The sequence below is a fragment of the Paenibacillus oceani genome, assembly GCF_014705615.1.
Lineage (GTDB): Bacteria > Bacillota > Bacilli > Paenibacillales > NBRC-103111 > Paenibacillus_AB > Paenibacillus_AB oceani.
In genome coordinates, this window is record NZ_JACXJA010000015.1 from 68421 (window position 1) to 83778 (window position 15358).

Genomic DNA, 15358 nt, shown 5'->3' on the forward strand with positions numbered 1-15358 from the left:
CTCCTCTTCATGTACGCGATGCAGGAGCGGCGATGCGTTGCAGAAGGAAAGTCGGCATCTTCGCCCCATTATCGCGGAATCGCTTACAATCGTTATCATAACGGGAATGGAGCGTGAAAGCTTTATTCATACCTTCGCATTTTTTGTACTCAACTTTGTTGATTTGTTCGCATTTTTGGTGGTTTTGTTCGAGAGGATTTACAAGCCGATTGTGGAAATGTATATAACAGTTACGAGGGTACCGATTCATTCGCCAAGCAGACTGGTGGCGCTCCCGCCTTGATCTGAATTACCAGTAGGAAAGGAGTGGCGACGATGGAGTTTCCGCGATACCGGATCAGACAGGAGATTGTGATCCATAAACTGGTCACTTGTTACTATTTCGAGCTTGCCAAAAACTACTCGTTCGACGGCGAAAAGCACGATTTTTGGGAGCTGTTCTACGTCGATAAAGGCGAGGTGTGGATCGATACCGACTTCGGGCATTACGATCTCAAGCAGGGCGATTTGATCTTTTTTGAACCGAACCGATTCCATGCTACGCGCAGCAACGGCAAGATCGCCCCGAACGTATTTATCGTTTCCTTCGAGTGCCGCTCGCCCAAGATGAATTTCTTCAAGCACAACCCGCTATTCCGGCTGGCGGACCGGGAGAAAGCGATGCTCGGGCTACTCATGAACGAGGGCGACCGGACCTTCGGCCCTGATCCCTCGAACCGGCCTACGAAGCGGCTTGTGCGCAAACCGAGCGCCCCGTTCGCCGGCGAGCAGATGTTTGTAATGTACCTGGAGATGCTGCTCATCCAGCTGATCCGCGGCGGCACGGAGCCGGAATCCCGCTCGGAGCTGCCCCCTTCGATATTGGAAAATCAGGAGACGGGTCTGGTCGACGAGATTATCCGTTACCTGGAAAACCATCTCGGCCAAGACATTTCGCTGGAACATATTTGCGACGAATTCGCCATCGGCAAGACGCGGCTCAGCATCCTGTTCAAGAAACAGACCGGATCGAGTCTGATCGAATACGCCAACCGGCTCAAAATCGAAAAAGCCAAAGCATATATTCGCGAGGATAACTTCAACTTCACGGAAATCGCCGAACTGCTCGGCTATACCAGCATGCATTATTTCTCGAAGCAGTTTAAGCAGATGACCGGATCGTCGCCCTCGGAGTACGCAAAAATTTTGCAGGGGCGGATGTTTAAGCGGATATAGCGGGCAGGCAGGTGCGGGGCGGTGGAACATCATCGTTTCGTTGGGTAAAGTCGTCCAGACGGTTCTACGTTTGAGCGCAGCTCAACCATGACCATTTCGTAAATAAGCTTACAGGCTGCATTGAAGTCGTATTGTATCCAGAAAGCCTCCTAGTCTCCTCCAGGCAACCTGATTCAACGAGAGGCCGGAGCGAGGTTACTCGTAGCCTCCTGCACACAAACGTATGGGGTTGCGTCAAGTTGCCGTACAGGCTTACTAACCGAATAAGAGTCTCTGGCACCCTTTATTTTCGGGCAATTGGGACGGTAGAGGTAATTAGAGGCGGTTTGTATCTCTTATTTCCACCAACTGATGGGGTGTGCACGCTTTCCGCGGGTTTTAAGAGCTGTAAACCGCTCTTATTTCCCCATTCAGTCGGGATTTGGACAAAATAAAAGCCGCAAACCACCCTTATCCCTTGCCCACGGCGGCGGTTGTCCGACAAACCCATCCCATCCTGGCTGCTGGCAACGCAAGAGCCGTGCGGCCCTTCTATTCGCCGGCGACACCTGACTGCGGGCACTTGCATAAACATGGGACGCTCGCAAAGGTAAAAAACGTTCGCATAACCTGAGGACATCGCGTCCCGTTTCCATAGGAAAGGACCTCACATTCCACGGTAAAGTGGAGGCGGAGGTCCTTATTCCCATGCAAAACCGGTCCCTATCCGGGGCTCAACACATCGCAAAATTACATTTTTTGGGGGCACCTCTTTCTTCGGTATGCCGCCTGCTGTACTTAGACGCCCCACTCCTTGCGCGCTTCCGCTAACGGCTTGGATGGCGTTTTGCCCCATGCATAGTGTCCCTTCGGCTTTTTGCCGATCCAGCGCTCGTCAACCGGCTCGGAGGCCAGCTGGTAACGCGTATCCGCGCTGATCCGGAACCGGTCCGTCGTATTGTTCAGCGAAGCGTGCATCATGTACATCCCGAAAATGATCGCATCGCCTGCTTCAAAGGCTGTCGTGGCCCATTGTCCGCCATACTGGTCGACAATTTCGACCGGATCGTCGGAGAACCAGCCGGTGGCTACGTTATCGCGGTCAACGTCCATCTGGCCGTACGTTCTCTTGATTCTCTCGTATCGTTGGGAATCCAACAGCATCGCCAGTGTTCCCAGATCCAGCGGAATGTCGCCGAACGGCGTCCACATCGTATAGACATTTTTCGTCCCGCGTCCCATATAGACGATGTCGTAATGAGCGCCGGTGTTGCCGCCCTTGGCGATCGCCCGCGGCCATTTGTAATCGTAAGTGAGCACAGGTCCGCCGAGAATGCGTTCAAAAAGCGCAAACACCTTCGGAGAGTTGACCACATTCAGAAAGTTCGGAAACTCCGCTTGCAGCTCGTCGGCGCTTTTGCCCCACATGGCGCCTTTATTGCCGGAAGCGATTCCTCCTTCTTCGATCGGGGAGGCGGGATCAAGCTTGCCCTGCGCCTCCAGCGACCGGAGAAACTCCATTCTTGCCGCCAGCACCTCTTCCCGGTCATGCAAGCCGCGTATGAGCAAATAACCGTCTTCCTTCAACCGCCGGCGCAAAGCCTCTGTATCGTCCCAAATCTCGTTCGAGCTGCGCAGCTCCGTCAAATATTTACCGCCCATCTCCATCTCCCGATTGCCGATCTGTACGTTCATCGTCGTTCCCCTTCCCAGTTCTGAAGTGTTCTTGCATACTCCAAGAATAAAGGAGGCGCCTCAGGAAGTAGTTAGCCAAATCCGTACGCAATTTATTTAAAACCGTACCGGCATGCCGGGAAGCATGGTTATGGGACGATTGTGCCGTTATGCAGATTTTGCGTCTGATTCAACGTTCCCGAGCCAATGAGAAAAAACGAGGTTACGTTTCCTTGCAGCACATTGTGATGAGCGGAAACGGACCCGGTAACACTGGAACCTGTTCGGATAAAGTAATCCGCAGGAATCGCTCCTGCGACCCGGGCAACGTTGCCGGTCGAACTGATCGTATTGACTTTCTCATAATATTGACACCAGAACCCCGTATTCCCTATAGTCAATGTCGTCCGCATCAGATTGCCTGTCACCACGAGGTCGGCGTCGTAATCGGTATAACCGCCTTCCCCTGCCGTATATCCTTGGAAGATAACAAACCCCTTCGTGGCATTGTGCAGTTCGTTATTCGAAATGATCGTTCCAATCTTGCAATTGCTGCAATAAATAGAGCGCACGTTGTTTTTGAGCGTATTATTGGAAATGGTAGCATTCTCATAATGCCTTACGTGAACGCCGTAGGACTCCGTGCCCGGCTCGGCGATTGCCTCGACAATGTTTCCGACGATGACGACATCCTTGATCCACCCGACTGGTGCCGGAGCAACTGTAGAGCTTGATCCGACAATCGTGATCCCGTTACCAAATGTATTTTTGATAATATTATGAGAGATGATGTACTTGTCATAAATCCCGAAATAGCTTCCCCTGCCGATATTGATGCCGAACTGCTTCACTTCGGAATTGGCGTTGATCAAAGCCCCTTCGATAATATTATTTGTAATGACGCAGCTTCGGGAATTCGTTTTTCCTTTGATCGGCGTATAGTAAGAATCGAAAAACCGGTTCCCGTCGATGATGAGCTTGTCGCAAGAGGCGTAAAATTCCACTACCCCGATCGGACCGATGCCCGCATCCGCATTTTGGCGGCCATAATTATGGAACAAGTTGTTGCGGATGACGACACTCGAGAACACTTCGACCGCCGTGTCGCCCGTCGAGATGACGATTGCCCCGAGACCGTGCCGCAAAACCGCTTCGTTTTTGACAAATGTATTGTCCGCTATGATGCCATGGCAATTGTTATTGAGCGAAATCATACTCGTATCGACATCGCCGGGAGCGCTTTCATAACCTTTCTCAAAATGATTGTCTTCGATGCTGTACAAGAGCGCGTGGTTCATGTCCGCTTTATCAGCGTCATCGTATGCCCGCAAGTAGATCGCATGGGACGGCGTATTCAGAAATTTGCAGCCGTGAACGGTAAGCGACGATTTGCCGCTCACATACGGATTATCCGAAAAAGCCCAATACAGAATGCGGTAGTAATACCGATTTACACCATTCGGCTGCGTATGGTTATCCTTGTTGCCGTCGAAGACGAGATTTTCGAACGAGACGTCTATGCCGTTTGCGGCCATGCGAAACATCAGCGTACGCTGCGCCAGACCGTCCTGAAATCGGATCGTGGCGCCGCCCATACTGTTGAAACGGGTTGATTGGACGACGGTGAGCGAGGTGACGACATAGGTGCCGCTTGGAAAAAGGACGGTCGCACCAACGTCAGATGCATCGATGGCCGCTTGAATCGGGATCGTGTCGTTGCCTGCCGGATCGCCCTTGGCGCCAAACGCCTTCACATTCGCAGCGCCGTCGGAAAGATAGCGCAGCTTCCTGACTCCCGCACGGATCTCCCCGTTACCGTTCAATTCAAAACCGTATGGCGTGCTGATCCACGTCTCGCTCCCGAGAACGGGCAGGACGGCGTACATGGCGCTTCCCCCATCCCCGTCGGCATAAAATCCCGAAGTCGTCACGACGCAATCGTCCTGCAGCTCGGACGGATTGTCCAGGTAGAACATCACGGTTTTGATGCAGCAGCCCGGCTCCTCTTGCGGTTCGCCGTACACACTCTCTGTTACGCTTCCTTGCCGGGCGTACCCTGCGGTGCCCAATACCATTCCGGTTAGGACAGCCGCGCCTGCCGCTCCTAGCAGCTTTCTTCGGCTTAACTGCGTATCGGTCGTATGCTCCTTCATAGTCCGCAACCTCCATGGCTCGAATTATTTGTTCTTCTCCTTGTCTAATTCCAGCTTGAGCTTGTCTCCCAGCTCGCGAAGCGCCGTGTTCACATCCACTTGCCCTCTGGCCGTTTGCAGAAAAGCGTCTCCGAGCAAGCTTTGCTGCGTTGCGAGCGGCACGTCCTTCAAACCGCGATCGCGTTTCTTGGCGTAGCTGGCAGGAGGGAAATAGCTGATCGCCTTCATATTTTTCGTGCGGTATACCGGATGTTCTTTGCCCAGCGCGGCTTGAATCGACGGATTGACCAGCGTGGTCGGCGCGCCCTTCATCGAGTCCGACATCTGGATTTCATCGGACAGCATCTGCATGATGACCTGGAACGCTTCGTCCTGATGCTTGCTTTGCTTCGTCAGCGACCAGTAGGCTGGCCCCCGCTGCCCCGTCACCTTCGGTGCGCCTTCCATGAGCGGATAGGCGGCCATATCCCAATTCGCATCCTTCGGAGCTTTATTAACTGCGGCTATACTGTACGAATCGATCTGCATGGCGACGTTTCCTTTGGCGAACGCATTCGTTTCGTTGGCGCGCACGGTTTCAATCTTATTGTTCGGCAGCGCGTACAACCGTAAATAGTGATCGAATATGGTTTTCCATTTGTCCGAAGCAGACAGCTGATCCGCCTTCGGGTCCAGGATCGGAAGCGAGAACGGATTATCGCGCAGCACCGACAAATAGTTCATGCTGAAGCCGCGATACGGGACGCCGCCATCCGTCCTGGACAGTTGCCTGGCTTTGGCGACCAAATCCTCCCAAGGCATTCCGTCCTTCGGATACGTCACCCCGAACTTATCGAACAGATCTTTGTTGTAATACAACACCATCGGGTAATAGGGTGGAACGGGAAGACCGTACAGCTCTCCAGCCGGCGCGGCTTCGGTCAGCTCCTGGATGAATGAGGGCACGAACCGGTTCAGATCGTATTTATGCGTTTGAACGAACGAGGTCAAATCCTGCCCGAGCCCCAAGTCCAAGTAGCCTGTCTGCAAAGTTGGAACATCCGTACGAATAATATCCGGGATGTCTCCTTGCGCGACCAGGTCCGTAATGGAGGCGCCTTTGCCTCCGGCGGAATATCGGAATGTAATATGGGGAAACTTCCGCTCGAGCGCTGTCTTGAACCTTTCGTTGAACTCCTCCTCCGTGACGGACTGGGCGAATACAAACATCGTATACGGCTTTTTCACTTCCGGCTGCTTGGTCTCTGGCGGTCCCTGTTCTCCCGACTGCACACCGGAGCATGCCGACAAAACGAACGGAATAAGCAGCAAGGCGGTCAACCTGTTTTTCGTCTTCAGGGGTCTTCACTCCATCTCGTATGTCATAAATGTTCACGATCCGATAAAGATGACTTCAAGCCCATTTCCTCAAGAAGACCGGGCATGAGCTGTCGGAATGATGCGGCAGCGGATGTATCGAACAAACGTTCGCTACGGATTCGCATGGACAGTACGCTCGCGATCCAACTGTTCGTCCATCCGGTTTCGACACACCACGGTCCCCAACCGCAATCGGCCGAACTGCCCCAATATTCCCACTTCTCGTCATCGAAGCCGCGCATCCACGCTCCATCGAGATAGGGGTGTTGTTGGGAGCGGATCTGTATACGGAGCATAAATGACGTGAGCCTGTCTGCGGCTTCACGCAGATGGCCGTCTCCGGTCGTTGCTGCCGCTTCGTGCAGACCGATAAGCCCCCAATTGGCCGTGTACAGCAAATCGCATACCGGATCGCCGTTTTCCTGCAGCAGGGGGGCTTCGCGGCTTCCAAACTGTTCATTGGAAACTGGCGGAGCGTACCTTCCTTGTTCCAGCGCCCCGAGGTGTTCCCGGATCGAACCGCAAGGCTGCATCTGCATCAGCAGCTCGTCGGCCATTTGTTTCAGCCACAAGCGGTGCTGTTCCGTATCTTCGACCTGGACGAGAAACGACAGGGGCAACAACATGCGGGCGATCTCCTGGGTCATGCCGTTCGTCCAGTTCCATTGCGACGGGTATGCCTCCATCATTTGCCGGATCGCTTGCTTCGTCCGCTTTAAAAACAGCTCGTATCCGGTCATCGCGTAAACCCATAAATTGCACGCCCACAAGTAAGACTGATAATGCGGCGAATAAAGCGTATAGTCCTCTTCGTAATACTTTTTCCACCCGTCTGTTCCCGCGAATGAGCGCGGTGCCTGCAGAAATGGCCGTCTGAAGCCCTGCGTACCGGAAGTACGGAAATTGGCCAGCAAGCAGTGCGTTATGGCTTCATCCCAACGGTCGTCTGCGAGCAGATTGCGTGTGGACAGGCAAGCCAAAATTACCCGTGCGTTGTCGTCGCCGTAATACACTTTTCTTCGGTCATACCAGTTGACCAAACCATAGTTCGCTTCATTCGGCTCATTGTTGTAAAAGTCCGGACCGGACCAGATCGTATTCATCATTTTTTCCGCCATGAACCGGCTTTCCGGATTGCCGGTAACCGCGAAATCGTGAGCAAACGCCATCGCGCTCTCCGCGATGCAGTCCGCACGCAGACGCGGTCGCATCAGTTGACGGCCGTTCGGACGGATCGTCGACTCGAACCCTTCGATGACCCCGATATGCGCATCGATGCTGTAGACAGCATACCGGCTGAACCAGGTCATGACGCGATCGAAGGCCAGTGCTTCGGCCTGATCGGGAAGAGAAGCCTCCTTGTCGTATTGCACTCCGACCGCCGGCTCCCATTGCAGTACGGCCGCCGCCTCTCCGTAACCGAGCCACTCCAGAATGCGCTTCCATACTGCGCGCCAAGCCGCCGTTGGCGCATACCTGCCGGACACGAACCGGCTCAGGCCGCTTGCGGCGATTAAGACGCTCCGGTCCGGTGATTCCAACAATATCGGCACCGGGTTTTCCGGCAAGCCGAAAACGGCTTTGTCATATCCGGCGACGCGGGCGAGAGCAAGATGAACCGTCATCGATTCCGGAACGACGATCGGAGCGAACATGCTGCCGTGCATGTTCAGGATCGCGAGCTGTTCCACCTCCGGCGAGAAGTAGTCGCTAACCGCGACGAGCCTCTCCCATTGGATCGCCGTCGGTTCGCCGTAGTCCGTCCCGAACCCGGTATGCGGATATTCGAGGTACACCTTCAATTGTTTGCGACGCGTTTCTTCCGATGTCTTCCCGTCCATTCGGAATGCAGAGCGTGGATTACCGTCTGCCAGTAAAAGCAATCCCTCACCGGGCTGTGCCGCATCCAGCGCATCTTCCAATCGGTCGAAACGGGCACACGATATTCCCGAGCCGACAAGTGCGCGATACAGATCATTCGTCTCTTTGCAGCAGAGTAGCATTGTCACAGTATACCTCCATCGGTTCCGTTATTTCCTGAGCTGTATCGGAGACAGGGCGATTATTTGCCAGCCTCTGCCGCTATAGTCCGGTCCGCCCGCTCGGCTGCCTCCCGCAAAGCGCTATTGACGTCCTTGCCTGCGCTGTACTCGCCGAGTGCATTCAGCACCTCTTTGTCCGCCATGCTTTGGTAGCGCGGCTTCAACGTCGGCCCGGCGAACTTTTCGGGCAGTATGGCCTTTATATTTTTGCCTTTGTACAAGGGTTGATTAATGCCGAAGTCGGTCATCACCCTGGTCTGGTCGTTCAAAATAGTCGGAACCCCGTTCTTGGCCTGCCACTCCTGAAACTCGTCCGAAGTGATGTAGGCGAGCACCTGAAAAGCGGCATCCCGCTGCTTGCTCATGCTCGTGAGGTAAAAATAAGAGGGGTACGACTGCGGACCGGTGTCCGGCTTGTCTGGGAATACCGGCGTCCGCACCATGTCCCAATTCATCCCGATATTATCAACCCCAAGACTGCTCAACGTCAGATGCATCGCGGCCGTTTGTTCTTTATTGAACAAGCTTTTTTGCTCAGGCAGCGAAAATGTGTTCTTGGTCAAGCCGTTTCCGGGAATGCGGTAAAATCTCGCCATATTTTCAAAAGCTCTTGTAAAGTCCGCGTCTGTAAATCTCGCCTTATTCGTAACCGGATCGAGATGCGGAGCGGATAACTGGTTCAAAAACATCAGGTGCTGGAAGGCGATCGTGAGCCCGCTATAGCGGACTCCCCCCTCCGAACGCGTCATTCTTTTGGTCAGTTCGAAAAGCTCATTCCAGGTCATACGGTCCGTCGGGTAACCGACGCCGAAACGATCGAACAAATCTTTGTTGTAAAACAGCGCGCTTGAAACCGTGTTTACAGGCAGACCGTATATGCCTCCATTTGCGAGCTGTCTCTGTATTTCGATCGTAGACGGTTCAAGCCGGGAAAGATCATACTTGGTTTTGGCGATCAAGTCGCTGATGTCACTCTGCAAGTCATAGGTCAACAAGCTGGACGGCGTCAGTCCGACCGAACTGAGCAAGATGTCGAAATGCTGCTTTGTCGTGACCAATGTTTGCAAATCGCCCCCCGGCAAAAAGGTGATTTTGGTATTCGGGAACTTTTTCTGAATTTCTTTGCCTCCGTGCTGCTCCATAAACTGCTCTATGCTGACTCTGGCCGAGGCGGTGAATACGAGCTCGACTTGCGGTTCAGCCGCCTGCTTCGCCAAATGGCCGACGGTCAACCCCGTTTCGGGCTGGCTCTCTCCATTCGATTCCTCAATCGCTTTTGGTCCGCATGCCGCTGCGAGCAGCATACCGCCGACAGTCGCCAGAAACGCTATTTTTGTTTTCATTGCGACCCCCTCGATTCGATTATTCGGTTGCCGGGACGACAAGCTCCTCCAGCCATTGATCTGTAATATAGCGGCCAAGCAGAAAATGCTTGCGGTCCGGATACCACAAAATGCGATTGCCGTTCTGCTCGGTCAAGCTCGTGTAGGTGGCCACCTCGGTCCGGTACGGTGCCGGTATTTGCTCAAGCCCTCTGCGGCTCGGTCCGATGGCGACGCCATCTGAATCGGCGAATTGCTTGGGCTCACTAAACCAGATCGGCTGGTGCGCTTCCGCACGGTACTCGCCTAGCGCGATGAACGCGGGCGTTCGGGGTAAGCTTTTCCCTTCTTCGTTCACACGACTCCCGTCATTGTTATGGTAGACCAACAGGAACCGTCCGTCCTGTAGCGCATAGACCGGACACGGCGCTACTGGCTGGAGCACGTCCTCGCCATTATCAGAGTACCGCATCACCTCCGGCTTCCTCCAGGTCGCTCCGTCGTCACTGGATACGCTGTACCAGATGCGACCAGTCGTCGTGCGCATGACGCAGAACAAACGTCCATCGGGAAGCAGGACGACGCTCGGCTCCTCCGCGTAGCTTCTTTCCGGATTGCCGGCGGACGGCACGGACAATTCCCCTTCGTCTTCCGGCAGCCATGTAAGCTTCAACTGCTGCGGATCTGGACCGTCGTCGATATTGTCAAAACGAATCCATTCACATTTCAATTGCTTTGTCCGGTTCCAGTACACTTTGCTTTCGTGTCTCGTAAAGCCGATGATTTGACGTCCGCGGGTATCGCGAACCGGATTTTGCCAGACGATCCAATTGGACGGAACTTTCGGGTCAGGATGATCGTAACGGCTGCGCCGCACCTCGACGCTCCCCCCTTTCTTCCAGGTGTAACCGTTGTCATCGGAATAGCTGCATTCCATCAGACCGGTAAACTGACGATGGGCATCGACCACCCCGGTAAAGCGGTTAAAGAAGCAGTATATTCTCCCGCTCCGGCTTACGACGGGAAATCCCCAGCTCGCAATGTTGCCTTCGCCTTCCCGCGGCCCCGCTAGGATGATCGGCTCACCCCATGTGGCTCCGCCGTCCTTGCTGCGCGAAAGTGCGACATGCACGTTTCGGCCGCCTTCCGCCTCGCCGCGGGTCCACATGGCCAGCAAATCCCCGTCATAAGCGGCTTCGAACACAAGAAAGTGTTCGTTGTCGGCATCCTCTCCTTGCGGCTGTTTCGGCAGATAGACGATTATATCCGGATTCGTCCGTCTCCATTCCTCCGACCAGCACTGGTGTTGGACTTGTTCATGCGTCTTCACTTCGATATCCACTCCCGTTCCTGTTCTGTTACTGTTCAGGCGGCTTTGCATTGGCCTGCACTTTAAGCTTATCAGTCGACGTCGTTATGTGTAGCCGAAGACCATAACATAATCGTTTCATTTGATAGCAGGAATTAGCGGTAGTGAACTTTCATAACATTTTGATCTCGGGGATACTTGTGAAATAAACGTCGAAACCAAACAAGCCTTGCACCAAACTGAAAGACATTGGCGCAAGGCTTATTTGGTTCGGTTGCTTCTTTATTACCTCAGAGCCCGATCCGCTCCCATAGCCCCCAGCCATGCCTTTGCTATCAGAGCGTGACCACACGGCGACGGATGGATGCCATCATGCGCCCAAAATGCCGCCGGCGCCAGCATCGACGCCTGGGCGAACATTCCGTCCAACGGTATGAGCAGCGCCCCAAACTCTCTCGCCAACTCCCTGACGACAGTGATTTTGGGATCCAAATCTTCTCGCCACATTTTCCTATCCTCCGGAACGGGCAGCACGAACGGTTCGAGCATGAGAATAGAGGCATCCGACCGCTCCTTCGTAAGGATGAGCAATTGACGATATTCTTTCTCGAACTGCTTGGTGGAAGTAGAATCGTTTCGGCTGTACCTCCTCCATGTTTCGTTGATACCTATAAGGATAGAGACCCAACTCGGACGCAGTTCCAGACAATCTGCTTCCCAACGATCAAGCAAATCCCTCGTCCGGTTGCCCCCAATTCCCCGATTCCAAAACTTGACCTGCATATGCGGATATGCAGAGGAAAATAACGCAGCTGCCATGAACGCGTAGCCATTACCCAAATCGTTCGGCAACTCTCTGTTTCTTCCTGTATCCGTAATACTGTCGCCTTGAAACAAGACAACATCTCCTTGCTTAATGCGCAGATTCATAGACTGTCACCCCTGTGTGATTTTGAATACATTCCAATCTTATCGTTCACAACTGCCAAGTACACCTGCAAACGATAGTACAATCGTTTCATTTCATAGCATGAATTCGAAATAGTGGACTCTCCTTACAGATTTTTCGGTTATTTTGGCGGGTATCTAGCCATAGTGCGGTATAATATTGCCAAACCTATGTCGGAGGTAGCCATGTCGGACGATCGGAATCATATACAATTTCCTTTGGATGATGGGGGCTGGATTCGGATTACGCCTGTTGGCCCGCAAACACTTCGTATCCGCTTCAACAACGCCGGAGAGTTTGCGGAACCCCCCTTAATCCGGTACGGCATATTATCGAATCCCGAGTCTCCCGCCTCATGGTCGACGAAGGACACAGTAGGGCAATACATTTTTCGAAGTGGACAAACGTTCCTGGAGGTAAGCAAAGTAAACGGAAGATTTGCTTGGGGGGATGGAGAGAATCGGGAGCGAATCCGTACTTCCGGCGGGCTGCAGATCACCCCGGACGGATTCCAAATTCGCTTCGGATTGCGTGAATCCGAAAAGTTTTACGGTTTCGGCGATGCCGGACAACCAAGCCTGCAGCGACGGGGCTCGGCGGTGTCAGTTCAGATGCGCGTCAAGCATTCATTCGCTCCGGTTCCCTTTCTGATGAGCAGCGAAGGCTGGGCGCTTCTCCTGAATACAACATGGGATACAACCTTCGATGTGGGAAGCTCGAATGAGAACGAGATGGTAGTGACCGGCTCCCAGCAATTGCTCGATTTTTACTTATTTCATGGCGGGAACTATCCGGAACTGCTGGACCACTATACGGACGTTTCAGGCAAGCCTGCGTTGCTTCCCGTCTGGGCGTATGGCCTTACCTTTTTGACCAGTAAGCCGTCGAATGAACATAACGTAACTGAGGCTGCGTTGAAATTTCGTCAACTCGGCATCCCTTGCGATCTGATCGACATCGCACCGGATTGGACGGAACGGGAAGGAGACCGGTCTGACGAGAAACGGTGGCATCCGGAGCGCTACCCTACCCTTGCATCCGCCGATCCTCGCCAACGCCGATTTTCTTTTATTCACACGTTGCGTAAGCATGGATTTAAGTTGAGCCTGTACCTGCTTGGCTGCGACTCTGATTTGACAGCTGGTGGAGAACATTCGTCGGGTGCGAATGCAGACGATTCCTGGTACGCGCATTTACGCAAATTCGTCGATGACGGCATATCGGCATTTGTTCTCTCTAGAGGAATACTGTCGGACGTCGAGGCAGGGCGCACGTGGTCCAACGGCATGAGCAGCGACGAACTGCGCAATTTGCTTCCGTTGCTGCTTGGTAAACAGATATACGACGGATTCCGCACGCAAACCGGAAAAAGGCCCATGCTTTTCGGACCTCTTGGGTATACGGGAATCCAGCAATTTACCGCAATAGCTTCACGAGATTCGGCAAATGGCGCTTTAGAGACGACCTATATGCTAAATTGCTGTCTTTCCGGCTTCATTCATACCTCGACCAACATGCCGGAGATGTTTACGCCCGAAGGGATTCACGCCGGTTTTTTACAGGCTTGGTCGCGACTTGGCCGGGTATCTGTTCATTTGCATCACCCTGCTTTTCTGGTGGATTCCATGCAGAAGCTGTTTACGAAGTACGCCCGACTTCGCTACAGCCTCATGCCTTATTTGTACTCTGCAGCCCATGTGGCAGCATGTACAGGACTGCCGATTGTCCGTCCTATGCCACTGATGTTTCAGCATGATCCGGTTTGCGACGAATTGTCGCAGCAATATATGCTTGGGGATTCGCTGCTCGTCGCCGTCTACACGAATAAAGTCTACTTGCCCGAAGGAAGCTGGATCAACTACTGGACAGGGGAACACCACGAAGGCGGCACATGGCTCACCTGCGAAAATCTTGAAGACGTTGGCGGCCCCTTGTTCGTTCGCGGCGGCTCGATTATCCCCCAATTGCCGCACATGGATTATATCGGACAACTCAAGGCGGAACGGATTATTTTGCATCTCTATCCTTGCAGCCGCAAAAGCGGCGAATTTACTTTGTATGAGGACGATGGCGAAACCATGTGCTACTTGGATGGCCAAATCGCCGTCACGTCCATATTCTGCGAAACCGACGAAACCAGAACGACTGTACGGATTGCACGTCGCTGCGGCACCTACGAGGGAATGCCCTTCAGACGACACTACGAGTTCATCGTTCACGCAAAAACAAAACCAGTAGCGATTACAAGCGAAGGACGACGATGGGCCGAGAGGCCGCGACGCAGCATGACGGGAGCGCCTGGTAACTGGTACTATGACAGACTTGCTTCCACGGTGCTGCTGTACGCCGAAGAATCAACTGCATCAGATCAAGAAATTCGAATCGATTTCACGTGGCATCCTCAAGAGGATACCCGTACGCCGGAACCATCGAGAGATTCTTCATTGTCCGAATCGGTCAAACAGATCCATTATGACGAGGTGGTTGTCGCAGCGTTGGAGCTTGGCGACCTATCCGGCGCGGAGCGGGCTATCAAGGCATGGTGGAAGGCCGGGTTCAATGAAGCGGCAGCGGACGGTGACTGGCGGTTGCCATTGCTTAAAGGCAGCATGCTCATGATCCGTCTTGCAGAAAAACGCGGATGGACTGCCCATGAAGTATTCGGCGTTAACTTGGAAGCGCTTTACACTATCAAAGATATGCCCTCTTCCGCCCAGGGGGTCAACCTATTGCTGCAATTCGCACGCCAATTGTTACAATATAACCCTAACAAGCAGCCAGAGACGCCCCTTCATCCGGCGGTTCGTGAGGCTCTGGATATCATAAAGCGGGAAATTGACGGCGATCTGTCGTTACAACGGCTAGCGGGTCGGATCGGCGTCCATCCCTTTCATTTGAGCCGGCTGTTCAAGCAAGAAATCGGCTCCACTTTTTCCGATTATATCTTACAGCAGCGCATGAATGACGCGAAAAAATGGATTGAATCCGGGAAGAGGGTATACGAGGCTGCTGAATTGACCGGCTTCAAGGACGTCAAATATTTCTCAAGAGCGTTCCGAAAATATTGGGGCGTTCCTCCGAAAACTTTGAGATGAGCACTCCAATCTCATTTGTTCTCCCATTTTTGATGCGGCGAAAATGCCAAAAAAGCCCTGTCCGTCTGTAAACGGAACAGGGCTTTATGCCGGTCTTCAGCTCTACTTGTTATCGGTTAACCGGAACGCCCCGTATGACTGAGGATGCGCCCGACAAATAGATCCCTGATCCTGATCATCCTGCTATCTCGATCTTCTAAGGTTCCGCCCTTTACTCGAGCCGTACGACTGCTCAAGGCAGAAGGGTGGACTTTGACTTTA

General features: G+C 53.3%; 9 protein-coding genes. 2 read left to right on the forward strand and 7 right to left on the reverse strand.

The window, feature by feature from the left end; translation table 11 throughout:
• Positions 1-315: 315 nt before the first annotated feature.
• Complete coding sequence (locus IDH45_RS12785) at positions 316-1215, forward strand: helix-turn-helix domain-containing protein (protein WP_190928134.1); 900 nt, start codon at positions 316-318, stop codon at positions 1213-1215.
• Between the two features lie 777 nt (positions 1216-1992).
• Here IDH45_RS12785 and IDH45_RS12790 read toward each other — a convergent pair.
• The 7 genes from IDH45_RS12790 to IDH45_RS12820 all read right to left on the reverse strand — a co-directional run bounded on the left by IDH45_RS12790 (position 1993) and on the right by IDH45_RS12820 (position 11983).
• Positions 1993-2889, reverse strand: coding sequence for a phytanoyl-CoA dioxygenase family protein (locus IDH45_RS12790; protein WP_190928136.1), 897 nt, complete (start codon positions 2887-2889; stop codon positions 1993-1995).
• 128 nt (positions 2890-3017) lie between these two features.
• The gene (locus tag IDH45_RS12795; protein WP_190928137.1) at positions 3018-5021 is read right to left on the reverse strand and encodes a right-handed parallel beta-helix repeat-containing protein; all 2004 of its coding nucleotides are present in this window, start codon (positions 5019-5021) and stop codon (positions 3018-3020) included.
• 24 nt (positions 5022-5045) lie between these two features.
• Positions 5046-6341, reverse strand: coding sequence for an ABC transporter substrate-binding protein (locus IDH45_RS12800; RefSeq protein ID WP_190928139.1), 1296 nt, complete (start codon positions 6339-6341; stop codon positions 5046-5048).
• A gap of 41 nt (positions 6342-6382) precedes the next feature.
• Positions 6383-8389, reverse strand: coding sequence for a hypothetical protein (locus IDH45_RS12805; RefSeq protein WP_190928141.1), 2007 nt, complete (start codon positions 8387-8389; stop codon positions 6383-6385).
• Positions 8390-8442: 53 nt separating this feature from the next.
• Positions 8443-9765, reverse strand: coding sequence for an ABC transporter substrate-binding protein (locus tag IDH45_RS12810; protein WP_190928142.1), 1323 nt, complete (start codon positions 9763-9765; stop codon positions 8443-8445).
• A 19-nt stretch (positions 9766-9784) separates the two neighbouring features.
• Positions 9785-11074 (reverse strand): exo-alpha-sialidase, encoded by a 1290-nt coding sequence (locus tag IDH45_RS12815; RefSeq protein ID WP_190928144.1) that lies wholly within the window; start codon positions 11072-11074, stop codon positions 9785-9787.
• 264 nt (positions 11075-11338) lie between these two features.
• The gene (locus tag IDH45_RS12820; protein WP_190928146.1) at positions 11339-11983 is read right to left on the reverse strand and encodes an SGNH/GDSL hydrolase family protein; all 645 of its coding nucleotides are present in this window, start codon (positions 11981-11983) and stop codon (positions 11339-11341) included.
• Between the two features lie 204 nt (positions 11984-12187).
• Between IDH45_RS12820 and IDH45_RS12825 the strand changes: the two genes are divergently transcribed.
• The gene (locus tag IDH45_RS12825) at positions 12188-15097 is read left to right on the forward strand and encodes a helix-turn-helix domain-containing protein (RefSeq protein ID WP_190928148.1); all 2910 of its coding nucleotides are present in this window, start codon (positions 12188-12190) and stop codon (positions 15095-15097) included.
• Positions 15098-15358 lie beyond the last annotated feature (261 nt).

Excerpts from the sequence above, each read along its gene's own strand:
- IDH45_RS12825 (WP_190928148.1), top strand. The coding sequence starts at position 12,188 with ATGTCGGACGATCGGAATCATATACAATTTCCTTTGGATGATGGGGGC.
- IDH45_RS12820 (WP_190928146.1), bottom strand. The coding sequence starts at position 11,983 with ATGAATCTGCGCATTAAGCAAGGAGATGTTGTCTTGTTTCAAGGCGAC.
- IDH45_RS12785 (WP_190928134.1), top strand. The coding sequence starts at position 316 with ATGGAGTTTCCGCGATACCGGATCAGACAGGAGATTGTGATCCATAAA.
- IDH45_RS12790 (WP_190928136.1), bottom strand. The coding sequence starts at position 2,889 with ATGAACGTACAGATCGGCAATCGGGAGATGGAGATGGGCGGTAAATAT.
- IDH45_RS12810 (WP_190928142.1), bottom strand. The coding sequence starts at position 9,765 with ATGAAAACAAAAATAGCGTTTCTGGCGACTGTCGGCGGTATGCTGCTC.
- IDH45_RS12795 (WP_190928137.1), bottom strand. The coding sequence starts at position 5,021 with ATGAAGGAGCATACGACCGATACGCAGTTAAGCCGAAGAAAGCTGCTA.